Source organism: Labilithrix sp., assembly GCA_019637155.1.
In the GTDB taxonomy this organism is placed as follows: Bacteria; Myxococcota_A; Polyangia; order Polyangiales; family Polyangiaceae; genus Labilithrix.
Genome location: JAHBWE010000001.1, coordinates 46,464 through 68,744 on the forward strand (window position 1 = coordinate 46,464; position 22,281 = coordinate 68,744).

The window sequence follows — 22,281 nt, forward strand, 5'->3', positions numbered from 1 at the left end:
ATGATCCTGCGGGTCGTTGCCGTGGGGGTAGCTTCGCTTCTCGCCACTGGATGTTTGAAGAACAGCGCGAGCGTCACGGCGCCGCTCGACGTCGTCGTCGGCGCCGTCCACGCGAGCGACGCCGAGCTCGGCTCGCCCGCCGCCGACGATCCCGATACGCCGGCGTACACGTCGCGCGACGAGATCGAGGTGGAGTGGCGCGGGCGCTGGTGGCCCGCGACGATCATGGAGCGCCGCGGCTCGGGGCGCTTCATGGTGCACTACACGGGTTACGGCGACGAGTGGGACGAGGTCGTCGGCGTCGAGCGGATCCGTCTCCGCGTCGTGCCGGAGACGCCGACCGTGAACGACCCCGCCCTCGTCGACTCCGATCCGTAATACCGTATCGCTCCGATGCCTTTGCTTGGGAAGAAGGCGCTGGCCGCCGCTCTCGCCTGCGCCGCCGTCCTCGTGCTCGACCGCGGACCCGCGCGCTCCGAGGACAAAGCTCCCGTCGTCCCTTCGGCGCCGCGCGTCGTGCGCGGCTCGCCGGTCGGCGTCGGCCTGCTCGACGCGCTCGGCCGGCACGCGCGGAGCGGCCTCGCGCCGGAGAACGGTCGGATCGGCGCGCTCGTCGGCCTCCCGCAGGGGACGAACGCGAAGGACCTCGGGCTCGAGCACGTCGCCACCGGCATCGGTCGCCTCCGCGGGAGCCCGGAGCGCATTCGCGCGTTCTCGGATCGACACCCCGATCTCCTCCTCGAGATGGCGCCGCCGCTCCACACCTTGAACGATCGCGCGAACCTCTTCGTGCGCGCGAACCAGGCGCGGAGCACGCGCGGCGCGACCGGCGCCGGCGTGATGGTCGGCGTCGCCGACACGGGGCTCGACGTCGCGCATCCGGACTTCCGCAACGAAGACGGGACCACGCGCGTGAAGTGGCTCCTCGATCTCTCGCTCCCGCCGCGCGGCACCCACCGCGCGCTCGAGGAGCGGTACGGGATCCAGGACGACGACGGCGTCATCATCCGCGGCGCGGTCTTCAGCGAGCGCGAGCTGAACCTCGGCCTCGAGGCGATGCGGCTCAACGTGTGCGACGAGTCGAAGGGGGTCCTCTGCGTCCCGACCGACGACGTCGGTCACGGCACGCACGTGACCGGCACCGCCGTCGCGCGCTCGATCGACGGCACGCCATACGGCGGCATCGCGCAGCGCGCCGACATCGTCTCGGTGCGCGTCTCGTCCTCGGACTCGATCCAGGAGGACCTCCTCGTCACCGCCGTAGAGTTCATGTTCGACCGCGCCGACTTCGAGAAGAAGCCGATGGTCGTGAACATCTCGCTCGGGAGCGACTTCGGCCCGCACGACGGCTCGTTCCTCTGGGAGAAGGCGATCGCGTCGTACGTCGGCCCCGAGCACCCGGGGCACTCCATCATCGTCGCGGCCGGCAACTCCGGGACGATCGCGGAGATGCCGATCCACCAGAGCGTCTACGTGTCCGAGGGCACGCCGATGCTCGTCCCGATCCGCACGCGCGGCGCGGCGAACGGTCAGGTGCAGGTGTGGATCACGCTGCGCCCCGGCGCGAACATGACGATCGGCCTCGACGGACCCGACGGGACGTGGATCCCTCCGGTGGAGCGCGGCCGCCAGGACGCGAAGAACACGGCCGACTACAACGCTGGGATCATCTACGGCTCGAACCTGCCGAACAGCCCGATCGGCCCCGACTCGAACGGCGCGGTCGTGGTGTGGGCGGGCAAGTGGCCCGCCGGTGACTACAACATCCGGCTCGAGGGCAAGGGCGTCGCCGAGCTCTACATGGAGGGCATCGGCGACGTCGCGCTCGGGACCGAGCGGCAGGCGACGTTCACGAGCGCGGTCCGCGAAGGGACGATCAACCTGCCCGCGACGCACCCGTCGATCATCGGCGTCGGCTGCACGGTGAACCGTCCGAGCTGGACGTCGATCTCGGGCGCGGAGGTCGCGCTGCGCCAGCCGGTGCTCGATCGCGAGGGCGGGCTCCCGATCCGGCGCGCGATCACGGACCAGGCGCCGTCGGCGGCGCTGCGCGAGCTCTACGACGGCGAGGTGTGCTGGTTCTCGAGCAGCGGCCCCAACGCGGCGGGCGTGCCGAAGCCGGAGATCGCGGCGCCGGGCGCGGTCATCGTCTCCGCGATGAGCCGCGACGCGCAGCCCGGCCGCCCGGGGAGCGTGTTCTCGACGTCGGTCTGTCCGAAGAACAAGGACGGCGCCGACGATCGCAAGTGCCTCCAGATCGACGAAAACCACGGCATCGCGGAGGGCACCTCGATGTCCTCGCCGATCGTCGCCGGCGTCGTGGCGCTCCTCCTCGAGGTCGATCCCACGCTGACGCAGGACAAGATCCTCGCGCTGCTCCAGGCCGGCGCGCATCGCTACCGCACGCGCACCGCGTTCGACGACTACGCGGGGCCGGGGGAGGTCGACGCGATGGGCTCGCTCGACGCGCTCGATCGGATGCGGGATCCGGCTTCGATTATGCCCGCGCTCGAGCAGAGCTGGATCGCGCTCTCCTCCGACTGGGTCGCGGCCGACGGCTCGACGCCGCTCTCGGCGATCGTGGAGCTGCGCACCGCCGACGGCGAGCACCGCGGAGACTTCTTCGACTCGACGCGCCTCCAGGCGTCGGTGCTCGTCGACGGCAAGCCGGTCACGCCGGCGCCGGCGATCACGCGGCGTGGTCCCGGGGTGTGGATCTATTCGTGGACGCCGCCGCCGGGCCTCGGCGGCTCGCGCGCGTCGTTCGGCGCGAGCTTCGACGGCGCCGCGATCGTCGCGCCGAAGGCGCTGCCGATCGGGACCGATCGCTGGAGCGCGATGTACCCGAGCCAGGCGAGCGGCTCGGGGTGTGGGGTCGCGCGCGGAGCGTACGGCGCGCCGCCGTGGGGCGCGGCGCTCGCGCTCGCCTTACTGGCGCTCATCGTTCTTCGGCGATCGTGACGAGCCAGCCGTGCGGCTCGAGCGGGCCGTCGTCGGGATCGAAGGCGTAGGCGGGATCGCCGACGTTCACGCCGACGAGCATGACGCGATCGACGGCGTCGAGATCGACCAGCGTCATCTGCGCCTCCGTCGCGCGCTCCTGCGTCGGGATCACGACGCGCCCGAGCTCGCGTCCGCGTTCGTCGAGCTTCACGAACGCCCAGCGAAAGAGCGCGTGCTCCTCCCACTCGATCTCGGCGCGGAGGCGCGCGCCGGGCTTCGCGCCGGCGCGCCGGACGACGAGGTACGCCGCGCCGGTGGGGGCGACCGGCACGCGCGGCGCGAGGCGGCGAGGTTCGTTCGGCCAGGGGATGTCCCACGCGACCGGCACGCGCCCCGCCTCCCCGAGCGTCCTGAGCTCGGGCTGGTGGAGGCCGTCGTCGGCCGCGCCGAGGAACGCGCGCGCGACGCCGAAGTCGAGCCAGAGATCGTTCACCGTGCTGCCGGTGGAGAGCGCGTTCTTGAAGGAGAGGCGGAGGACGTCGAACGTGTCGGGCTCGTTCATCCATCGCCGCGCGCCGACCGGCGTCGTCGTCGGATGGAGCGCCCACGTCGCGCGCGGGATCGCGCCGGGCGTGCGGCCGTAGGCCCAGTCGACGCGCGACCAGAACGCGGCCGCGCCGTCCGCGAAGCGCGCGTCGGCGCCGGCGTCCGCGAACGGCCGCTCGGGCTGGGACTGGAACGTCGCGAACGCGTCGGCGTCGTACGCCACCGCGCAGGGGACCGCGAGCTGCGCGAAGTAGCGCGCCTGCGCGCGCGCGGTGGGCTCCTCGGTCGCGGGCGCGACGCCGAGGAGGCTCGCGCGCGCGACCGCGGTCGCGGCGGCGGCGTCGAGGTTGCATCCTGCACGCATTCGGCGGTCGAGGAGCGTGAAGCCGCGACCGCGATCGACGTTCGACCGGACGTCGCGCGCCTCGAGCAGCGTCTCGTTCTCGCCGTCGACGAGGAACACGTCGTGGGCGAGCGTCATCGGATCGAGCTCGGGGCGGGGGAGGGCGAGCGCGCCGGTGAGGACCGGCCAGGTCCGCTCGAAGGCGGCGAGCGCGGCGGGGGCGGCGGGGGCGTCGCGGGGGGCGAAGTGGACGCAGACGGGGACGCGCGGCGAGCACGCCTTGGCGGCGCGGGGGAGGGCGGGGCGCGCGGCGTAACGGATCTCGCTCCCGGTGGGGGCAGCCTGGCCAGCCTGGGTGGGGGCGTCCGGCGACGCCGCCGCTGCGAGCCAAAAGAACATGGAGCCGACGCCGTGACGCATTTGACTCGGTCTCCCGCGGGCCCGTACCCTACGTGGTCAATCATGCCTGGTCCCGCGTTCGATCCCAACGGCGCAGTTCGCTTCGACATGACGAACGGCGCGACGTCGGACTCGCGCGGGACGCGCTTCCTGCTCGTGCCGGCGGCCGCGCTCGAGGCGCTCGACCGGACGACGCCGGGCGCGCTCGCGCACCTCGGCGCGGAGGTGGGGCGCGCGTGCGGGGCCCGCGTCGCGGCCTCGCTCGGCGGCGACGGGGGCGTTCGAGCGTCGACGCTCGAGGTGGTGGTGACGCACCTCGCGGGCGAGCTCGCGATCGCGGGGCTCGGCTCGGTCACGGTCGAGCGATGGGGGAGGGCGCTCGTCGTCGTGCTCACCAACCCGAACGTGAACAGCGACGGCTTCCTCGCCGCCGCGCTCGCGGGAGCGGTCGGCTTCGCGGCGGGGCGAGACGTCTGCATGATCCCGATCGGCCGGGAAGGAAACGTCTTGCGGTTCCTCATCGGCACGTCGCAGACGATGATCCGATGCCGGTCTCTGGTCTCCTCGGGCAAGACCTGGATGGAGATCCTCTCTGCGCTCCAGCCCAAGGTGTCGACGTGACCTCGCCGAAGGAGAGAATCGCGAAGCTCGAGCGCCTGCTCGCGCGCGTGAAGGAACGCGCAGAGGCGCCGCGCCCCGCCGCCACCGCCGCGATCGCGCCCGCGCTCGCCGCCGCCGCGCCCGCACAAGCGCGCGTGGTCGCGGAGCCGAGCCCCGCGCCGCCGGTGGTCGCGAAGCTGCCGACGGCGCCGCCGCCTCCGGTCGAGGTCGCGCTTCCGACGGCGCCCCCGCCGCCCGTGGAAGCGAGGCAGCCGTCGGTGCCGCCGCGGGTGAGCGAGCCGCCGGCGACGCAGGCCGAGCCCGCACCGGCGGAGAAGCGTGTGTCGTCGGCGCCGCCCGCGGCGGTCACGTCGGGGTGGTCGGAGCCTCCTCCGCCGCCCGAGCCGGAGACCGAGGTCACGACCTCCGAGATCGACTTCGATCCGGACACGATGGACGTCGAGGTCTCGAGCGAGGTCGTCGAGATGGACATCGACGTCGACGAGCCGGACCTCGTCGAGGCGATGCCCGCCGGTCTTCCGGCAGAGAGCGGCGCGCAGCCGGTCGCGGATCACGCCGCGAACGAGGCGGCGGCGCCGCAAGCGGAGCTCGAGGTGGTGGCCGAGGCCACGCCCGCGCCCGCGCCGGTCGAGCCCGAGCCGCCGCCTCCGCCGGCGCCGCTCGCGAACGAGGTGGTCGAGCCCACGCCGAGCTCGTCGCCGCGTCCGATCGCGGCCGCCGACGCGTCGCCCGGCCCCGACGAGAGCGGCCCGCGCCACACGCCGCCGCCCGAGTCGGGCAAGCAGGTCGCGATCGCTTCGGTGAAGCCGGAGCCGCTCCGCACCCCCGAGATCGAAGAAGCCTCGCCGCCCTCCTCCGCCGAAGGCCACACGATGATCGGCGGCTGGACCGAGCCCGTCGCCCGCACCGGCGAGCCCGTTCGCGGCCCGGTCGTCCGCGTCGCCCCCGCGCCGCCGCCGCCTCCGCCGCCACCCCCGCCTCCGCCTCCGCCGGAGATCGTCGCCGCGCCGCCGCCTCCACCCCCGCCGCCTCCGGAGCCGGTCGCTGCGCCGCCACCTCCTCCGCCGCCTCCGGCCGACCTTGTCGTCGCGCCTCCGCCGCCCCCTCCTCCTCCCGCGGAGCCCGAGCTCGCGATGGAGCTCGAAGAGGTCCACGACGAAGAGCCGGCCGCGCCGATCGACTTCTCCGCCGCGGGCGAGGTCACGCGCCCGGTCCTCCCCGCCGAGGCGCAAGTCGCCGCGATCGAGGGCGCGCTCCCCGCCGTGACAGGCTCGTCGTTCGGCGACCTCCTCGACGCGACGATGTCGCTCTCGCTTTAGCGCGACGTCATCCTTCCAACCACTCGACGTCGGCGTGGTTCAGCCATGTCCGCTGCTTGCGCGCGAACACGCGGGTGGAGCGGACGATCGCGTCGCGTAGCTCTTCGCGTGAGAGCTCGCCGCGGAGGTGGGCGGCGACCTCGGCGTAGCCGACCGAGCCCATCGCGCGGGAGCGCTCGTGGCCCGCCGCGACGAGGGCGCGGACCTCCTCGATCCAGCCCCCGGCGAGCCACGCGTCGACGCGGCGTGCGATGCGATCGGTGAGCTCCTCCGGCGTGTGCAGCAAGCCCACGAGCCGCGCGTCGATGCGCTTGTTCTTGAAGCCGTGCTCTGCCTGCAGCGACGACATCGTTCGACCCGACAGCTCGAAGACCTCGAGCGCGCGGCTCACGCGCACGAGGTCGTTCTCGTGCAGCCGCGCCGCCGAGGCGGGGTCGACCTTCGCGAGCTCCGCGTGGAGCGCCGCGCGGCCGCGCTCGTCCGCGATCGCCTGGTGGCGCGCGCGCACCTCGGGATCGGCGCGCGGCGCGTCGACGAGGCCGAGCACGAGCGCGCGTACCCAGAAGAACGTGCCGCCGACGACGATCGGCGTCTTCCCGCGCGCGCGCACGTCCGCGATCGCGGCGTCGGCGAGCTCGGCGAACGTGGTCGCGTCGATCGCGTCGTCGGGCGCGTGTGTGTCGACGAGGTGATGCGGCGTCGCCGCGCGCTCGGCGAGACTGGGCTTGCCGGAGCCGACGTCGAAGCCGCGGTAGACCTGCACGCTGTCGGCGGAGACCACCTCGCCGCCCACGGCCGCGCAGACCTCGATCGCGAGGTCGGTCTTGCCGCTCCCGGTCGGTCCGACGATGCAGAGGAGCTCGGCGCTCTCGGCGATCGCGATCGCGCGCTCAGCGGCCGACACGTCGCTCCAGCTCGTTCCACGGGAGGCGCATGACGACGGGACGTCCGTGCGGGCAGTGTCCGCCGAAGTCGACCGCGTCGAGCGCGAAGAGGAGCGCCTTCACCTCCTCGGGCGCGATCGCGTCGCCGGCGCGGATCGAGCCGTGGCACGCCATCGTCGCGAGGACGAGATCGAGCGCGTCGCCGAACGCGCGCCCGCCGCTCTTGCCGAGCTCGCTCGCGAGGTCACGCACCACCCGCGCGGGATCGGGCTTCTTGAGCAGCGCGGGCAGCGCGTGCACCGCGACCGCGCCGTCGCCGACCGCGCGCAGCTCGACGCCGAGGCGCAGCACCTCGTCCGCGTTCTCCTCGAGCGCGGCGACGTCGGCCGGCGGCAGCTCGACGATCTCGGCGACGAGGAGCCGCTGCGTCGGCAGCGCGCGGCTCGCGTGCGCGCGCCGCAGCCGATCGAAGGTGACGCGCTCCGCGGCGGCGTGTTGGTCGAGGATGTAGAGTCCATCTTCTCCCTCGCAGAGCAGGTACGTCCCGTGCACCTGCCCCACGAAGCGGAGCGTCGCGTAGAGGCCCGCGCCGGCGCCCGTGCTCGTTCGCTCCGCGAGGAAGAGGTTCTCGGCCGGCACCGGGATCGGGATCGGCTCCGGCCGCGGCAGCGTCGTCGGCGGCGCCACCGTGGCGCCGGCCGCGCTCTGGTCGTCGAGCACGCGCTGCGCGATCTGTCCGAGCGCTTGCAGCGTCGGCAGCTCGAAGCGGGCCTCGCGCGCGCGGGCGCCGAGGTGCGCGTAGGGGCTGCCGCCGGCGTCGGGGAGCTGGAAGGTGTGCGCGAGGACGGCGTGGAGCTCGCGCGTGACCGCGTCGAACACGCCGCGCGCGTCGGTGAAGCGGACCTCCGCCTTCTGCGGATGCACGTTCACGTCGACGAGCTCGGGCGGGAGATCGATCCACACGACGCCGACGGGGTAGCGACCGCTGTCGAGGACCGACCCGTAAGCGTGCGCGACCGCGCGCGCGAGCTGGCGATCGCGCACCGGCCTCCCGTTCACGAGCAGCGCGAGGCCGGTCGCGCCCGAGCGCGCGCGTTCGGGCGCGGCGAGCATCGCCTCGATCCGGATCGGTCCGCGCTCCGCCGTGACGTGGGCGAGGTTCTCGCCGGAGCTCGCCGCGCGCGCGCGCTCGGCGCGGGAAGGAGCGCGCAGGTACTCGCGCACGATGCGGCCGTCGCGCGAGAGGGTGAACGTGACGTCGGGCCGCGCGAGCGCCGCGCCGAGGACGACCTCGCCCACGTGCGCGCTCTCGGTCGCGGTCGCCTTGAGGAACTTGCGCCGCGCGGGGACGTTGAAGAAGAGCTCGCGCACCTCGATCGTCGTGCCGGTCGCGCCGCCGGCGGGCCGCGTCGCGACGGTGCGCCCGCCCTCGACCACGATCTCGTGGGCCTCGCTCGCGTCCTTGGGGCGCGTCCGCAGCGTGAGCTTCGAGACGGACCCGATGCTCGGCAGCGCCTCGCCGCGGAAGCCGAAGGTGCCGAGGCGGAAGAGGTCCGCGAGCGCGTGGATCTTGCTCGTCGCGTGGCGCTCGAGCGCGAGCGCGGCGTCGGCGGGCGTCATCCCGTCGCCATCGTCGACGACGCGGACGAGCGCGGTGCCGCCGCTCTCGACGTCGACCGTGACGCGCGTCGCGCCCGCGTCGAGGGCGTTCTCGAGGAGCTCCTTCACCACGCTGGCGGGTCGTTCGACGACCTCACCGGCGGCGATCTGGTTGGCGAGCTCGTCAGGAAGCTTGTGGATCCGCCCCACCCGCCGCCTCGAAGAATTCGCGCGAGCGCTGGCGCGTGAGCGCGACGAGGATGAGTGCGCTCGCGAACGTGCGGAAGACGAGCCACGCCGGCGGCGTCCACCGCCGGAGCTTGTGCATCATCGGCGCCACCTGCTCGAACTGGTCGGTCGTCATCGTCTCGCGCTTCATCGCGAGCGTGTGCTCGCTCTGCCATTCGAGCTCGGCCTCGCGCATCGGCTTCAGCGCGAAGTAGGAGCCCGCGACGACGATCGCCTGCGCGGCGACGACCTGGACGAGCGCGCTCCGCGTGTTCGACTTGCCGGCGAGCCCCCGCGCGGTGAGCGCGAGGAGCGCGGCGCCGAGCACGAAGATCGCGGCCGCGATCGGGATCGCGCGCCCGCGCCCGGAGTCCGCCGCGTCGAGGTAGCGCTGGTAGAGCGACTCCACGCGCTCGCGGTCCTGCTCGTCCTTGATCTGCTGGTTCAGCTGCGCGCCGTAGTCGACTTCGCCGCGGTAGAACGCGAGGCGCCCGCACCCCTCCGTCCAGCAGCCGGCGCCGAACGCGAGCGCCATGACGAGCGCCACGACGAGGTACTTCGGGCGACGCGGGCCGGGGTCGGCCTTCGGCGGCGCGTCCGAGTCCCGCGCGGGCGGAGGAATCGACGACATCGAACAAGGCCATAGCACGTCGGATACTCGTCCGATACGCGGCGGTTTCGTGGTAATCCGGGCTGCCGACATGCGCGCTCCTCTCCTTTCACGAGCCCTCGTCCTCGCGGCTGTCCTTGCTGCGTCGTCGAGCTTCGCCGCCCCTCCCAAGCCCGCGCCGAAGGGCGACGTCGGCGCCGCGGTCACCAAGCTCAAATCCGGGGACGAGAACCAGATTCGAGCCGGGCTCGACGACCTCCGCATCCTCGGGCCCGCCGCGGGCGCGGGCGCGGGCGAGGTCTCGAACCTGCTCAACAAGGGCCTGAACGACGTCCTGACGCAGCAGGCGATCGACACCCTCGGCGACATCGAGTCGCCCGACGGCAGCGCCGTCCTCGCGCTCTACGCGTCGCACCGCAACGTGTCGCTCCGTCGCGCCGCGGTGAAGGCGCTCACGCGGACGAAGGGGGCCGCCGCCGCGACCGCGCTGCGGAAGGCGCTCGGCGATCAGGACGCGCAGGTGCGCGGCGTCGCCGCCTCCGGGCTCGGCGGGCTGAAGGCGAAGGACGCGGTGGGCGATCTCTTCACCGCGCTCGATCACAAAGTGGTGGAGGCCGCGGCCTCGATCGGTCAGCTCTGTAGCCCCGAGCAGTGCGAGCAGCTCGCGGCCAAGATCGGCAAGCTCCCGTTCGACGTCGTGACCGGCGGCCTCGATCAGGTGCTCTTCCGCCCTGCGAACGACATCTCGGACGACGCCAAGATCAAGGTCCTCGGTCGCATCCGCGAGCTCGGCACCGGCGAGGCGAACCGCTACCTGAAGGACGTGCAGAGCCGGCTCCCGAAGGAGGCCTCGGCGCGCATCAAACAAGCGGTCGACCAGGCAGTGAAGGCGACGTCGGGAGGTTCCCAATGAACGCGTCGAAGTGGCTGTCCGCCGCCTTCATCGTCGGCCTCGTCGCTTGCGGCGGCGATCAGCTCAACCCGAAGACGTTCTCGACCGACTGGGTCGACGACCAGGGCAAGAGCATCGGCGAGGTGTACTCGAAGCTGCGAGAGGCGAAGCCCGGCCCCGGCTCGGACATCGCGGTCGCGGTGACGCAGGGCAACAAGATCGTCGGAACGCCGCTCGGCGACGGCGAGCAGTGGACGGTGAGCCACGCGCTCGACTCGCGGCCCGTCATCGCGGGCAGCGTCGTCGTGCTGTCCGGCGGCAACGAGGTCGCCTGCTTCGACGCGCAGAGCGGCAAGAAGCTGTGGGCCCGCCCCACCGGCGGCCTCCCGCTCCTCGGCGCCGGCGACGACGGCGCGATCACCGCCGTCACGCTCCAGCGCGGCGGCGGCTCCACGCTCCTCATCGTGGGTCGCGACGGCTCGGTGAAGCGGCAGATCGAGACCGACAAGCAGATCGGCGCGCCGGCGGTGCTCGGCGGCGTCGTCTTCGTCCCGTGGGCGAACCAGTACGTCAGCGCGATCGACGCCGCGAGCGGCGACGAGATCGGGCGCGTCACGCTGCGCGACAAGGTCTCGCGCGCGCTCATGATCGGCGAGCAGCTCTACTTCGCGGAGCACGGCTTCGTCCGCTTCGACGAGAAGATCAGCCTCGCGTCGCGCGGGCAGGCGAACAAGATCCCGATCCCGACCCGTGAGCTCCCCGGCACGCCGCGCGCCTTCAGCGCCGGCACGGAGAAGACCCCGGTCGTCGCGAACGCGCGCGATCGCGATCGCCTCTACGCGCGGCCGGACAGCGAGAAGCTCGCGCTCGACTCGGGGCGCTTCTACGCGACGTACTACCGCCTCATCTTCGGGTTCGCGACGGAGGGCAACCAGCTCGCGTGGGTCCGCCACGTCCCGAGCGACGTCATCGGCGGCCGCGCCGCGCAGGGCGGCGTCATCCTCTGCGACGAGGAGGGCAAGATCACCGTCCTCGACGCGAAGAGCGGGCAGGTCGCGCTCGAGAAGCAGATCGGCCAGCCGATCAAGAGCTGCACCGTCCGCGCCGATCACTTCCGGACGCCGCGCGCGTCGGCGGCGGGCCCGTCGCTCGGCCAGCAGATCACGGACGCGGTGACCGTGCGCGAGGCCACGCTCGCGACCGCGCAGCGCCTCCTCATCCGCGAGCTCGCGACGATCCCGGACGACTCGGCGACGAAGACGCTGATCGACATCGCGTCCGATCCGCGCTCGGTCCCGGTCCTCGTCGAGGACGCGCGCACGGCGCTCGCGGCGCGCCGCAACGGCCAGAGCCACATGGTGGCCGCGCTCTCGAAGCACTACGACTACCTGCACGACGTCCTCCGCTCGCCGCCGGTCGGCCCGATCGCGGACGCGCTCGCGGCGATGAAGGACCCCAACGCCGCGCCGCTCATCGCAGCGCACCTCTTCGATCCCGCCATCACCGACGACGACGTGAAGCGCGCGGCCGCCGCGCTCGCGGTGATCGCGACGCCGAAGGAGCTGCCGCAGCTCAAGCAGTTCTTCGCGATGTACCGCGGAACGGCCGCGAGCGACGAGGTCGGCGTCGCGGTCGGCAGCGTCGCGGAGGCGATGCTGCGCCTCGATCCGAAGGGCTCCCGCCCCATCATCGAGGCCGCCGCGAAGGACGCGATGACGAAGGAGGCCCCGCGCGCGAAGCTCGAGCAGCTCCTCTCCGCGAGCGGCGGCGGCGACGCGAAGCCGGCGGACAAGAAGTAAGCGATCTAGATCAGCTGTTCTCTTCGCTCGGCTTCAGGCCGTCGTGGAGCTGGAGGATGTCCTCGCGCGCGAAGAGGCAGCACTCGCTGCCCATCGGGAACTCGCTGCACGAGTGCGGCCGGATCTCGTAGATGCCGCACATGTTGCTCGGCTGGAGGTGGCGGCAGCGCTTGTTCGGGAGGAGCGTGAGGATGATGCGGCCGTCCTTGTGGCGCTTCGCGTAGGGCGCCTTCGTCAGCTCGGGGCGGCCGCCCTTCACCATGCGATCGATGTCCTCCGGCTGGAGGAGCACCTCGTTGTCGCGGCAGCAGGCCGCGCACTCCGTGCAGTCGATCGCGATCTTGCGCTTCGTGCCTTCGTGGATCGAGTCGCGCTCGGCGCGGCGGCGCGCGATCCAGAAGCAGTCGCGCGGGACCTGGCTCGTCGCGAGGCCTTTCAGCGGACCGCTCGTCTCGAGCTTCCAGCGCCACTTGCCCATGTCGTAGATGCCCCAGAGACCGAAGTCGTCCGGGTTGTCGTCCTCGGGCTCGCCGAAGACGAACGTGACGCGCCGCTTGCCTTCCCACACGAACGCGTGCCCCCCCGCGCGCACGTGCGCGGCGGCGTTCTTGACGTGCTTCACGTCGAACTGGCGAACGATGGGACGATATTTCGGAGTGACTGCCACGGCCATGGACCGGAGCTTCTATCATGGAGCGATGCGAGCGGTCGTCATCGACAACGGGTCTCTCCATCTCCGCGAAGTCCCCACCCCCGGGCCCGGGCCGGGACAGGCGCGGGTCCGCGTCCGCGCCGCGGGCGTGAACCGCGCCGACCTGATGCAGCTCCGCGGCATGTACCCCGCGCCGCCCGACGCGCCGCCCGACATCCCGGGGCTCGAGATCGCGGGCGAGGTCGACGCGGTCGGCGCCGGCGTCCGCGAGGTCGCGGTGGGCGAGCGCGTCTTCACGATCGTCGGCGGCGGCGCGTACGCGGAGCACGTCGTCGTGCCCGCGCGGACGCTCGCGCCGATCCCGGAGGGCCTCGACTTCACGCACGCGGCCGCGATCCCGGAGGCGTTCCTCACCGCCTACGACGCGATGGTCCTCCAGGCCGGCCTCTCCGCCGGCGACGACGTCCTCGTGCACGCGGTAGGGAGCGGCGTCGGCACCGCCGCGGTCCAGATCGCGCGCGCGATCGGCGCGACCGCGATCGGCACCGCGCGCACGCAGGACAAGCTCGATCGCGCGGCCGCGCTCGGCATGAAGCACGGCATCCTCGCCGCGGACGCGAAGTTCGCGGACGAGGTGAAGAGGCACACGAGCGGCCGCGGCGCCGACGTGGTCCTCGAGCTCGTCGGTGGCGCCTACCTGCCGGAGAGCCTCGCCGCGTGCGCGGAGCGCGGGAGGGTCGTGCTCGTCGGCCTCATGGGCGGCGCGACCGCCGAGCTCTCGCTCGGCCCGATGCTCCACCGCCGCCTCACCGTCATCGGCACCGTGATGCGCGCCCGCCCCCTCGAACAAAAAATCGCCCTCGGCCAGGTCCTCCGCCGCAACATCACCCCTCTCGTCGCCGCCGGCCACCTCGTCCCCATCGTCGACCGCGTCCTCCCCCTCGAACAAGCCACCGCCGCCCTCACCGCCATGGCCTCCAACACCACCTTCGGCAAGATCATCCTCACCCCTTGACCACGCCGCTCCCGGTGCGTCCGCGGAGGTGGCTACCGCTTCTTGCGTGGGCGCGGGCGTGGAGGTGGGCGCGGGTGGCCGTGGCAGGACCAGTCGAGCTTGGTGAGCTCGGTGAGCAGGTGGTCGCGGAGCAGCGCGACGCGGTGTGGGACGAAGCGCGCCGAGGGGTAGACGATCGAGAGCGGCATCGGGGGGCCGTACCACTCTGGGAGGACGCGGACGAGCTCGCCCGTCTCGAGCTCGTCGCTGACGATCGGCGGGACGAGCACGCCGATGCCCGCGCCCGCGCGCGCGGCGGAGCGGACCTCCGCGAGCGCGTCGACGTTGAGGCGGCCGGTCACGTCGACGCTCTCCGTGCGCTCGCCGTTCGTCAGGGTCCACTTCACGCGCCGCCGCTCGCCGTGGAAGAGGATGCAGTCGTGCGCCCGCAGATCGCCGAGCGACCGCGGCGTGCCGCGCGCGGCGAGGTACGAAGGCGACGCGTAGAGCGCGAAGCTCGTCGTCGTGATCTTGCGCGCGATCAGCGACGGGTCACGCACGAAGCCGGCGCGGATCGCGAAGTCGAAGCCCTCGCCCGCGATGTCGACGTGACGCGCGCTCACCGACACCTCGACGTGGATGTGCGGATGCTGCGCCACGAAGCGCGCGATGAGCGGCATGAAGAGATCCGTCCCCGCGTCGGACGGCGGCACCGCGACGCGAATGGTCCCGCGCGGGACGACGCGCTCGTCCGCCGTCGCGGTGTTGGCCTCCTCGATCGCCACGAGCGCACGACCCACGCGCGCGTAGTAGGCGGTGCCGATCTCGGTGAGCGTGACCTTGCGCGACGAGCGCTGGAGGAGCTTCGCGCCGAGGTCCTCCTCGAGCAACGCGACGCTGCGGCTGACGGACGACTTCGGGAGATCGAGCACCGCCGCCGCCTTCGTGAAGCTGCCCTCCTCGACGACGCGCACGAACGCGGTGATTCGGTTGAGGTCCATCGTTCGCAAACTACGAACCCAAGGTTCGATCCAATCGCTCTAATTCGCAAGCCAGCAACGATCCAAAGTGGACGCCATGAACCAGCTCACCCCCAAGGCCACCATCGCCGCGCGCGTCGTGCTCGGCCTCGTCTTCCTCGTGTTCGGGCTCAACGGGTTCCTCCAGTTCCTCCCGCAACCTCCGCTCCCGCCCGCCGCCGCCCCCTTCGTGACCGGCCTCGCCTCGAGCGGCTACTTCTTCCCGCTCCTGAAGGGGATCGAGGTCCTCGCCGGCGTCGCGCTGCTCTCGAACCGCTTCGTCCCCCTCGCCCTCGCCGTCCTCGCGCCGATCGTCGTCAACATCGCCGCTTTCCACATCTTCCTCGTTCCAGGGCTGCCGATGGTCGTGCTCCTCCTCTCGCTCGAGCTCTTCCTCGCCTGGAGCTACCGCGCGTCCTTCGCCCCGATGCTCCGCGCCCGCGCGACGCCCGAGAGCCCCGCGGGCGTGCGCCTCGTCGCGAGCGCGAGCACGAACGCGGACGCGAAACCTCAGGGCGCCTTGTAGGGCCCGCCGGAGCGCACGTCGGACAGCACGCGCGCGCGCAAGAGCCCCACCGGGCCCTGGCCGTGCGAGAGCAGCGCGTCGTGGAAGAGCTTCAGCTGAAAGCGCCGCCCCACCGCCTGCTGCGCCTCCGCGCGGAGCGCCTGGATCTGGAGCTTGCCCAGCGTGTACGCGAAGTACCAGGGATGGAAGGCTCCGCGGAGCGCCTGCTGCTTCGCGACGGGGGGACGCTGATGGCAGTCCTCGATCATCCGCTTCTCCGCCTGCGCGAGCGTCATCCCCTTCGTGTGAATGCCGAGCGCCACGAGGTAGCGGCAGTCGCGGAGCAGCGCCTGCTTCACCATCCCGAGCTTCGCGTCCGCGGTGCCGCCGCCGAAGCCCTCGTCCGCCATCATCTGCTCGGCGTAGTGTGCCCAGCCCTCGATGAACGTCACGCTGCCGACGAGCTTCTGCGCGCGCGTCGGCGCGTGGCGGAGGAAACCGGACTGCACGTAGTGACCGGGATAGACCTCGTGCACCGTCGTCGAACGGAGCTCGCTCAGCGTCGGCACGTACGCCGCGCGCTGCTCCTCCGGCCAGGACGGGTCGGGCGGCGTGATGTAGTAGGAGCCGCCGAGCGCGAGGTCGAACGGGCCCGCCACGTCGAGCCACGCCGAGTTGTAGCGGAGGTACGGCGGCGTCTCGTTCACCGCCGCCTTCGGCTGGTTCGGGAGCGTGACGATGGCGCGCTCCTCCAGGAAATCGCGCGCTTCGTCGACGAGCTTCCGCGCCTCCGCGAGCACGTCGTCGGGGCGCGCGGGTGAAGGGACCTCCTTCACGAGCCGATCGTGGAGCGCTCGGTTCCGCGCGAGGTCGGCCTCGCCCATCCGCTCGAAGTCCGCGAGCGAGATGCGCTCGCCCGCATACACCTCGACGAGGCGCGCGAACAGCGCCGGCCCGAGCGCGTGGCTCTCGTCGGTCGGCACCGTCTTCAGCCACGCCGCGAAGCTCGCCGCCTCCGCCGCGAGCGCCTCGTTCGCGCGCCCGAACCGCGCCGCGAGCTCGTCGCTCTTCGTCATGCCCGCGACGCGCGCGGCGACGTCCTTCCGCAAGAACTCGGCGCGGCCCTCGTAGATCTGGATCGCGACGTCCGCGAGCGGCTTCGCGATCGGCGGCTTCAGGTTCGCGCGCAGGAAAGGGACCTGGAGCAGCGCCGCCTCCTCGTGCTCCACGAGCCGCCGGAGCCGCTCCTCCGCCGGCGCGTACTCGCGATCGAGGTACACGTTGACGGAGAAGAGCTCCTCGTAAAACGCAGGGTCGTGCTCCCAGTCCCTCCGCTCCGTCAGCCAGAAGAGCTGCTCGTCGATCTGCCACTTGAGGAGCGCCACGTCGTGGACCTCGTGCGGCAGGTGCGGGTGCTCTCCCGCGAGCGCCGCGCGCTGCGCCTCGAGCCGCGCGATGCGCCGCGTGATGCCCGCCCGCGAGTAGTCCGCGAGGCGCGCGTCGTACTCGTGCAGCCCCGCCTCGCGCCCGCGGGCGGGGACGAACGCGAGCTGCTCGTCGATGATCGCCTCGACGAGCGCGGCGATGGTGGGGGCGAACGGAGAACGGAGATCGCTGCACGCGCCGAGGACCGCCGTCGCGAGGACGAGCGCGAAACCGAGTCGTGTCATGCCGAGGACAAGCGTACGATCACCGAATGCGCGGCGCCCTCTTCCTCTGCGTCTCGGTCGGGATACTCGGTTGCAGCTCCGACGACACGACGGCCGCAGCCGGCCCCGACGGCGGCGCTTCGTCGTCCTCGACGTCGTCGTCGGGCGGGGGAGGGGGAGCGCCCGCGACGCCGATCGACACGACGGTGACGCCCGGCGCGCTCCCGCCGCCGGGCAACCCCGACGGCAAGTGTGTCGAGCCCGCCGCCGCGCTCGAGGACGTGTCGAACCCGCGGACCGTGATCGGCGACGGCACGCCCGCGAGCTGCACCGCCGACGCCTTCGTCGCCGCCGTCGCGAAGGGCGGCGTCATCACGTTCGACTGCGGCCCCGAGCCGGTGAAGATCACGCTGACGCAGCCGGCGAAGATCTACAACGACACCGGCCCGAAGATCGTCATCGACGGCGGCAACAAGGTCACGCTGTCGGGAGGAGGCACGACGCGCATCCTCTACATGAACGTCTGCGACAAGGACCTCGTCTGGCTCCCGGGCCCGATCTGCAACGATCAGGATCTGCCCATCCTCACGCTCCAGAACCTCGTCTTCACCGAGGGCGACACGCGCTCGATGCCGGAGGGCGAGAAGGCCGGCGGCGGGGCGGTGTGGATCCGCGGCGGCCTCGTGCGGATCCTGAAGTCACGCTTCGTGAACAACCGCTGCGCCGACCTCGGCCCCGACCTCGGCGGCGGGGCGGTCCGCGTGCTCAACCATCGCGCGGGCGGGAGCGTGAGCAAGCCGGTCTACATCGAGGGCTCTACCTTCGAGAACAACGTCTGCGCGAACGGCGGCGCGCTCTCGAGCATCGGCACCTCGTACACGATCCTGAACAGCGTGTTCACCGGCAACGAGGCGATCGGCACCGGCGCGAACTCGGGCCAGGGCGGCAACGGCGGCGCGATCTACAACGACGGCAACACGTTCGACCTCAACGTGTGCGGCACGAAGATCGAAGGCAACAAGGCGAACGAAGGCGGCAGCGCGATCTTCTTCGTGAGCAACGATCAGACCGGCTCGCTCTTCATCAAGGACTCCTTCTTCAAGAACAACCCAAAGGGAAAGTTCCAAACCGCCGGCTTCCCCGGCATGTTCATCAAGGCCAAAGGCACCCCCACCGTCACCAACTCGACCATCGAGCAGTGACAATACGCTCGGCGAGGCGCGGTGGCGCCGAGCGTGCACGATCTGCGCTACGATCGCGTCGTGTCCTCACATGCCATCGTGGAGTCGCGGAGCCTCGCGTTGCACCGCGCGGTCGCGGCGCGGCTGCTGGTCGACGAGCGCGTGCTCGAGCGGGCACGCTCGCGCGTCGCGACGTGGCGGCGCGAAGGCGGGGTCCACCCACGCTACTGCGCCGAGTGGGAGCACGTCCTCACTGGCTCCCCCGCCGAGGTCGCGGCCTTCCTCGAGCGCGACGACGAACACGCCCGCGCGCTCCGCCAGGCGAGCCCGTTCGCCGGTGCGCTCGATGCGCGCGAACGCTGGCAGATCCTCCGCTCGATGTAGACTGCATCCACCATGCGGAGGCCTCAGCTCGAGCACCTCATCGGCGCAGCCGCCACGATCGCCGCCGACGACGAGATCGTCGTCGTCGGCAGCCAGGCGATCCTGGGTCAGTTTCCGGAGCCTCCGCCCGAGCTCACCATCTCGAACGAAGCGGATCTCTTTCCGAAGAACCATCCCGAGCGCGCCGACGTCGTCGACGGCTCGATCGGTGAGCTGTCGCCGTTCCACGACATGTGGGGCTACTACGCGCAGGGGGTCGGCCCCGACACGGCGACGCTGCCGTCCGGGTGGGAGGCGCGGCTCGTCATCGTCGAGGGGCCACTGACGCGTGGCGCGCGCGGTCTCTGCCTCGAGGTCCACGACCTCGTGCTCTCGAAGTATGTGGCGAATCGCGAGAAGGACCATCGCTTCAATCGCGCGGCGATCGCGCACCGCCTCGTCCAGCGCTCGGTCCTCGACGAGCGACTCGGCGCGATGACGCTCGACCCCCGCGTGCGTGAAGCAGTACGCCTCGCCATCGCGGCCGACTTTGCGTCGGCGGAGTGAGCCCTCAGGGAATGCTCGCTGCGAGCGCGCACTCCTGGCGGGCGCGGAGCGGGAATGGCTCGCGGTCCTCCGGGGGGATCGTCTCGATCTCGCCGGTCTCGTCCTGCGCTGCGCGGACGGTGCGGAGGCGCAGCCATGCCGTCACGCAGCGGTAGCCGGGATCGTCGATCTCCATCGAGCGGCCACCCTTGTGGCGCTCGAGGCGCAGCGGTTTGCGTAGGAAGATGAGCTTCTCGGGATCGACGCCCTGGCGCGCGATGAGGCGGCTCATCTCCTCCGGCTCGAGCGCGACCGTCGCCTGGAAGTTCGCCGTGATCTCCGCCTCCGTCGTCGGCTGCTGGCCCGACACGAGCCCCGCGTCCTCGTTGTAGAGGCGGAAGCCGGAGAAGCCGTAGAGCCGGTACGCGCGCCCCGGCTGGCCGTGACAGTCGAGCGTGCCGCAGCGGCGCTGCAGGTATGGATCGACGTTGTCGCGATAAGCGATGTAATCGGGTAAAAGGATGAAGGTCGCGCGGCTCCGGTCCGGCGTCGCGGCGCACGAGGTGGCGCCGCCGGTGAGGAGCGCCCCCGCCCCCGCGAGGAGCACCCCGCTCACGAGGAGCTTCGCGAGCCGGCTCGCGGTTCGGCTCATTGCTGCCGATCCTCCGGACACACGATGGTCTGGTAGCTCTCGGGCGGCGGGCACGGCGTGATCTTGATGCCGGTCTCCTTGAAGTCGTTCTCGGAGTTGTAGAGGCGGATCTGCCCCGGCGAGGCGAAGTCGCGAAGGCCCTGGATGTGGCACGTCGCGCAGGAGGCCTCGCGACCGATGTGGCTCGACATGCGACGAAGCTGCAGCGTGTCCTCTTTGACCCCCGGGTCCACCGTGCGCTCGACCGACGTGAGGATCGGGAACGTGAGGCGCGCGAAGTCGGACTTCAGCACGTAGAAGTTGCCGTTGCAGTTCGTGACGAAGCAGCGGCGCGCGTTGTTCGCGTCGATGATGCGGACGTACGCCTTGTCGACGCGGTTCCCGTAGCTGTCGGGGCCCCAGAACACGGTGCCGCCGAGCGCGAACACGCTGTCGGCAGGCCCCTTCTCGGAGTGGCAGAGCGCGCACGGCTCGCCGGGACGGTGGTACTCGCTCTCGATCGGGTAGTCCTCCTCCCGCTCGTCGCCGAGCTGGTTCACGGCGGAGCGATGGACCGGGTCGAAGTTGCACGAGCTCCCGATCGCCACGAGGGCGAGGAGACCGGCGGCGGCGAAGAGACGTCCGGCGCTCATCTCAGAACTCCACGTCGAAGCCGATCGAACCGTAGATCGCGGTCCGCGACGTGACATAGAGGGAGTTGAAGAAGCGCGTGTACATGACGTCGCCGACGAAGGTGATCCCGAATTTTACATCGCCTTCGGGCTCGCCGATGCCCAGACGTGCGCCGCCGCCCGCGGTCAGGGTGACGAGGGGCGAGAGCTCGCGATCGCCGGTGCGGTAGAGCGGCACGACGAAGGTGCCGTCCCCGCCGAGGTTCGCGGTGTAGGCGCGGGAGTAGAAGTTGGTCGAGGTCTGGAAATGGAGCCGGCCGTGCGGCCAGACGCGCAGGTGGCGCGAGATGTCCATCATGTAGCGCGAGTCGCTCGAGCTCGCCTTCATGCCCCAGGTGTCGAAGTAGAAGCGTTGCTCGAGGCGCAGCGTCGCGTCCTGGAGGCGCTTGTTGAAGCGAGCGCCCACCGCGATGCGATCGCGCTCGGTCGGCAGCTGCTCGAGCGGCTTCACCGGGAGGCGCGTCCGGTTGACGAGGTCGACCGTCGCGCCGACCGGGACGAAGGGCGCGACGTTGATCTCGTCGAAGGTGGGGATGTAGCGGTACGGCTGCGAGCCGTCGCCGCGCTCCATCGCGAAGGTGCCGCCGATCACGGCGATCGACGTGGGCGAGACGACGAACGTGACGCCCGCCTCGAACTCGTGCGTATGGATGTAGCCCTTCGTCGGGATGAAGTCGTTCAGCCAGTTGTTCGGACCGCGGCCGACGCGGTCGTAGCTGTACTGGTAGCCGAGCGTCGGCGTGATGAGCTTGTCGTTGAGCTCGGCGAGGATGCGCCCGCCGACGGTGTACGAGACGTAGTCGGGCGAGCTCGAGGTGTTCGCGGACGCTTGCGCGCCGAAGAGGCCCGGCTTGTACCCGCCGGTGATGCCGCCGACGTAGCGGTACTCGGTGAACGGCGGCGACGCCGACGACACGATGTCGGGGGACGCCGCGCTCACCGCGTCCACCGCGAAGTTGCCGCCGAGGTTCCAGCCGTTCGTCGGCGAGACGAGCGACGCGTTGAGCGCGGGCGTGTAGACGCCGACCGCGTTCGTGTCGGAGTACGCCGAGAAGTCGCCGGCGACGCGCACGACCAGGCTCTTCTGGTTCTGCGGCAGACACTTCTGCACCTCCTCCTGGCTCTTCGCCTGGAGCATGCACTTGATCTGGCTCGGCGTGATGAAGTCGTTCGACGGCGGGCGGAGCGTGATCTTGATGACGACGGGATCGGGCTGGCTCGGCGCCGCCTCGCGGTCCTTGATCTCGATCTCGTCTTCGTACTTCGAGGTGAAGCCGTTGACGGTGCCCTCCGCGACGACCTTGTGCTTGCCCGGATCGACCGAGAACTTCTTCGTGAGCGCGTCGTTCGGCACGGTGCGGTCGTCGAACGTGACCTTGAGGTCCTTCACGCCGGACGGCGGCTCGAACGTGACGTGCGGGATCCGCTTCAGGAGCTCCTGCACGCGCTTGAACGCGATCTGGGTGACGCTCTTGTCCTGCTTCTCGAGGCCGACCTCGAGCGCCTTCTGCGCGTCGCGGAGCCCGTCGACGAGCTTGCCCGCGCGCGCCTCGCACGACGCGAGGTGGAGGCGCGTCCGCGGCGAGTCGTCGATCGCGATCGCCTTCTTGTCCGCCGCGATGCAGTCGTCGAGGCGCCCCTCCTGATCGGCCTTGAGCGCCTCCTTGATGAGGTGGATGGTGGCGGCGAGGCCTCCCTCGTCGTCGCCGCCTCCGCCCGCCTTGGCGTCACCCTTGCCTTGCGCTCGCGCCGATGGGGCGACGAGGACGAGGCAGATCCCGACGAGCACCGCCAGGAGCCGGCATTTCTGCCACGAAGGCACGGCTCTACCGTACGAGAATTACGGGCGTCCCGGTATGCGAATCA

At 71.6% G+C, this 22,281-nt stretch carries 21 protein-coding genes; 11 read left to right on the forward strand and 10 right to left on the reverse strand.

Translation table 11 applies throughout. The annotated features are described in order from the left end of the window. Positions 1-54: 54 nt before the first annotated feature. Together KF837_00200 and KF837_00205 are read left to right on the forward strand one after the other, a co-directional pair. Positions 55-378, forward strand: a complete 324-nt coding sequence (locus KF837_00200) for a hypothetical protein (GenBank protein ID MBX3225692.1) — start codon at positions 55-57, stop codon at positions 376-378. Between the two features lie 15 nt (positions 379-393). Then, entirely contained in the window at positions 394-2,961 is a 2,568-nt protein-coding gene (locus KF837_00205) for a S8 family serine peptidase (GenBank protein ID MBX3225693.1), read from the forward strand. On the opposite strand, the gene KF837_00210 is transcribed toward KF837_00205, so the two are convergent. Next, positions 2,939-4,231: a hypothetical protein gene (locus KF837_00210; GenBank protein MBX3225694.1), complete on the reverse strand. Its 1,293-nt coding sequence runs from the start codon at positions 4,229-4,231 to the stop codon at positions 2,939-2,941. The two genes, KF837_00205 and KF837_00210, sit on opposite strands and share 23 nt — an antisense overlap. Before the next feature lie 63 nt (positions 4,232-4,294). Here KF837_00210 and KF837_00215 point away from each other — a divergent pair, with 63 nt between their 5' ends. Further along, positions 4,295-4,852, forward strand: coding sequence for a hypothetical protein (locus tag KF837_00215; GenBank protein MBX3225695.1), 558 nt, complete (start codon positions 4,295-4,297; stop codon positions 4,850-4,852). Beyond that, positions 4,849-6,171, forward strand: coding sequence for a hypothetical protein (locus KF837_00220; GenBank protein ID MBX3225696.1), 1,323 nt, complete (start codon positions 4,849-4,851; stop codon positions 6,169-6,171). The genes KF837_00215 and KF837_00220 overlap by 4 nt, the downstream gene beginning before the upstream one ends. Before the next feature lie 7 nt (positions 6,172-6,178). Here KF837_00220 and miaA read toward each other — a convergent pair whose 3' ends face one another. From miaA to KF837_00235, 3 genes are read right to left on the reverse strand one after another with little or no spacing between them, the layout of a single operon-like run. After that, positions 6,179-7,075: a tRNA (adenosine(37)-N6)-dimethylallyltransferase MiaA gene (gene miaA / locus KF837_00225; protein MBX3225697.1), complete on the reverse strand. Its 897-nt coding sequence runs from the start codon at positions 7,073-7,075 to the stop codon at positions 6,179-6,181. After that, a complete protein-coding gene (mutL, locus tag KF837_00230; GenBank protein ID MBX3225698.1) occupies positions 7,062-8,864 on the reverse strand; it encodes a DNA mismatch repair endonuclease MutL in 1,803 nt (600 codons plus the stop codon). The genes miaA and mutL overlap by 14 nt, the downstream gene beginning before the upstream one ends. After that, the gene (locus tag KF837_00235) at positions 8,839-9,513 is read right to left on the reverse strand and encodes a hypothetical protein (GenBank protein ID MBX3225699.1); all 675 of its coding nucleotides are present in this window, start codon (positions 9,511-9,513) and stop codon (positions 8,839-8,841) included. The genes mutL and KF837_00235 overlap by 26 nt, the downstream gene beginning before the upstream one ends. A gap of 70 nt (positions 9,514-9,583) precedes the next feature. On the opposite strand from KF837_00235, the gene KF837_00240 reads away from it, so the two are divergent. After that, positions 9,584-10,405 (forward strand): HEAT repeat domain-containing protein, encoded by an 822-nt coding sequence (locus tag KF837_00240; protein ID MBX3225700.1) that lies wholly within the window; start codon positions 9,584-9,586, stop codon positions 10,403-10,405. Continuing rightward, positions 10,402-12,183 (forward strand): PQQ-binding-like beta-propeller repeat protein, encoded by a 1,782-nt coding sequence (locus KF837_00245; GenBank protein MBX3225701.1) that lies wholly within the window; start codon positions 10,402-10,404, stop codon positions 12,181-12,183. The genes KF837_00240 and KF837_00245 overlap by 4 nt, the downstream gene beginning before the upstream one ends. Positions 12,184-12,193: 10 nt before the next feature. On the opposite strand, the gene KF837_00250 is transcribed toward KF837_00245, so the two are convergent. After that, positions 12,194-12,856 (reverse strand): YkgJ family cysteine cluster protein, encoded by a 663-nt coding sequence (locus KF837_00250; protein MBX3225702.1) that lies wholly within the window; start codon positions 12,854-12,856, stop codon positions 12,194-12,196. 25 nt (positions 12,857-12,881) lie between these two features. Here KF837_00250 and KF837_00255 point away from each other — a divergent pair, with 25 nt between their 5' ends. After that, complete coding sequence (locus KF837_00255; protein ID MBX3225703.1) at positions 12,882-13,850, forward strand: NAD(P)H-quinone oxidoreductase; 969 nt, start codon at positions 12,882-12,884, stop codon at positions 13,848-13,850. Between the two features lie 32 nt (positions 13,851-13,882). On the opposite strand, the gene KF837_00260 is transcribed toward KF837_00255, so the two are convergent. Continuing rightward, positions 13,883-14,830, reverse strand: a complete 948-nt coding sequence (locus KF837_00260) for a LysR family transcriptional regulator (protein MBX3225704.1) — start codon at positions 14,828-14,830, stop codon at positions 13,883-13,885. A 76-nt stretch (positions 14,831-14,906) separates the two neighbouring features. Here KF837_00260 and KF837_00265 point away from each other — a divergent pair, with 76 nt between their 5' ends. Further along, a complete protein-coding gene (locus KF837_00265) occupies positions 14,907-15,374 on the forward strand; it encodes a DoxX family protein (protein ID MBX3225705.1) in 468 nt (155 codons plus the stop codon). Here the strand turns inward: KF837_00265 and KF837_00270 are convergent. Continuing rightward, positions 15,359-17,023 carry a DUF885 domain-containing protein gene (locus tag KF837_00270; protein ID MBX3225706.1) on the reverse strand — a complete coding sequence of 555 codons (1,665 nt, stop codon included), beginning with the start codon at positions 17,021-17,023 and terminating at the stop codon, positions 15,359-15,361. The genes KF837_00265 and KF837_00270 overlap by 16 nt on opposite strands. Before the next feature lie 26 nt (positions 17,024-17,049). On the opposite strand from KF837_00270, the gene KF837_00275 reads away from it, so the two are divergent. From KF837_00275 to KF837_00285, 3 genes are read left to right on the forward strand one after another with little or no spacing between them, the layout of a single operon-like run. Then, positions 17,050-18,204 carry a hypothetical protein gene (locus KF837_00275; GenBank protein MBX3225707.1) on the forward strand — a complete coding sequence of 385 codons (1,155 nt, stop codon included), beginning with the start codon at positions 17,050-17,052 and terminating at the stop codon, positions 18,202-18,204. Between the two features lie 60 nt (positions 18,205-18,264). After that, complete coding sequence (locus KF837_00280) at positions 18,265-18,567, forward strand: hypothetical protein (GenBank protein MBX3225708.1); 303 nt, start codon at positions 18,265-18,267, stop codon at positions 18,565-18,567. A gap of 12 nt (positions 18,568-18,579) precedes the next feature. Continuing rightward, entirely contained in the window at positions 18,580-19,113 is a 534-nt protein-coding gene (locus tag KF837_00285; GenBank protein ID MBX3225709.1) for a hypothetical protein, read from the forward strand. A 4-nt stretch (positions 19,114-19,117) separates the two neighbouring features. On the opposite strand, the gene KF837_00290 is transcribed toward KF837_00285, so the two are convergent. Genes KF837_00290 through KF837_00300 form a run of 3 tightly spaced genes read right to left on the reverse strand, consistent with a single transcriptional unit; the run spans position 19,118 to position 22,237 of the window. Then, positions 19,118-19,744 carry a hypothetical protein gene (locus tag KF837_00290; protein ID MBX3225710.1) on the reverse strand — a complete coding sequence of 209 codons (627 nt, stop codon included), beginning with the start codon at positions 19,742-19,744 and terminating at the stop codon, positions 19,118-19,120. Then, positions 19,741-20,376, reverse strand: coding sequence for a hypothetical protein (locus tag KF837_00295; protein ID MBX3225711.1), 636 nt, complete (start codon positions 20,374-20,376; stop codon positions 19,741-19,743). The genes KF837_00290 and KF837_00295 overlap by 4 nt, the downstream gene beginning before the upstream one ends. A gap of 1 nt (position 20,377) precedes the next feature. After that, the gene (locus tag KF837_00300) at positions 20,378-22,237 is read right to left on the reverse strand and encodes a DUF3570 domain-containing protein (protein ID MBX3225712.1); all 1,860 of its coding nucleotides are present in this window, start codon (positions 22,235-22,237) and stop codon (positions 20,378-20,380) included. Positions 22,238-22,281 lie beyond the last annotated feature (44 nt).

Bases quoted from the DNA above. Each gene is read 5' to 3' on its own strand.
- KF837_00285 (MBX3225709.1), top strand. From the start codon at position 18,580: ATGCGGAGGCCTCAGCTCGAGCACCTCATCGGCGCAGCCGCCACGATC.
- KF837_00245 (MBX3225701.1), top strand. From the start codon at position 10,402: ATGAACGCGTCGAAGTGGCTGTCCGCCGCCTTCATCGTCGGCCTCGTC.
- KF837_00290 (MBX3225710.1), bottom strand. From the start codon at position 19,744: ATGAGCCGAACCGCGAGCCGGCTCGCGAAGCTCCTCGTGAGCGGGGTG.
- KF837_00270 (MBX3225706.1), bottom strand. From the start codon at position 17,023: ATGACACGACTCGGTTTCGCGCTCGTCCTCGCGACGGCGGTCCTCGGC.
- KF837_00265 (MBX3225705.1), top strand. From the start codon at position 14,907: ATGAACCAGCTCACCCCCAAGGCCACCATCGCCGCGCGCGTCGTGCTC.
- KF837_00260 (MBX3225704.1), bottom strand. From the start codon at position 14,830: ATGGACCTCAACCGAATCACCGCGTTCGTGCGCGTCGTCGAGGAGGGC.
- KF837_00235 (MBX3225699.1), bottom strand. From the start codon at position 9,513: ATGTCGTCGATTCCTCCGCCCGCGCGGGACTCGGACGCGCCGCCGAAG.
- KF837_00275 (MBX3225707.1), top strand. From the start codon at position 17,050: ATGCGCGGCGCCCTCTTCCTCTGCGTCTCGGTCGGGATACTCGGTTGC.
- KF837_00255 (MBX3225703.1), top strand. From the start codon at position 12,882: ATGCGAGCGGTCGTCATCGACAACGGGTCTCTCCATCTCCGCGAAGTC.
- KF837_00215 (MBX3225695.1), top strand. From the start codon at position 4,295: ATGCCTGGTCCCGCGTTCGATCCCAACGGCGCAGTTCGCTTCGACATG.
- KF837_00240 (MBX3225700.1), top strand. From the start codon at position 9,584: ATGCGCGCTCCTCTCCTTTCACGAGCCCTCGTCCTCGCGGCTGTCCTT.
- KF837_00295 (MBX3225711.1), bottom strand. From the start codon at position 20,376: ATGAGCGCCGGACGTCTCTTCGCCGCCGCCGGTCTCCTCGCCCTCGTG.
- KF837_00250 (MBX3225702.1), bottom strand. From the start codon at position 12,856: ATGGCCGTGGCAGTCACTCCGAAATATCGTCCCATCGTTCGCCAGTTC.
- KF837_00205 (MBX3225693.1), top strand. From the start codon at position 394: ATGCCTTTGCTTGGGAAGAAGGCGCTGGCCGCCGCTCTCGCCTGCGCC.
- KF837_00210 (MBX3225694.1), bottom strand. From the start codon at position 4,231: ATGTTCTTTTGGCTCGCAGCGGCGGCGTCGCCGGACGCCCCCACCCAG.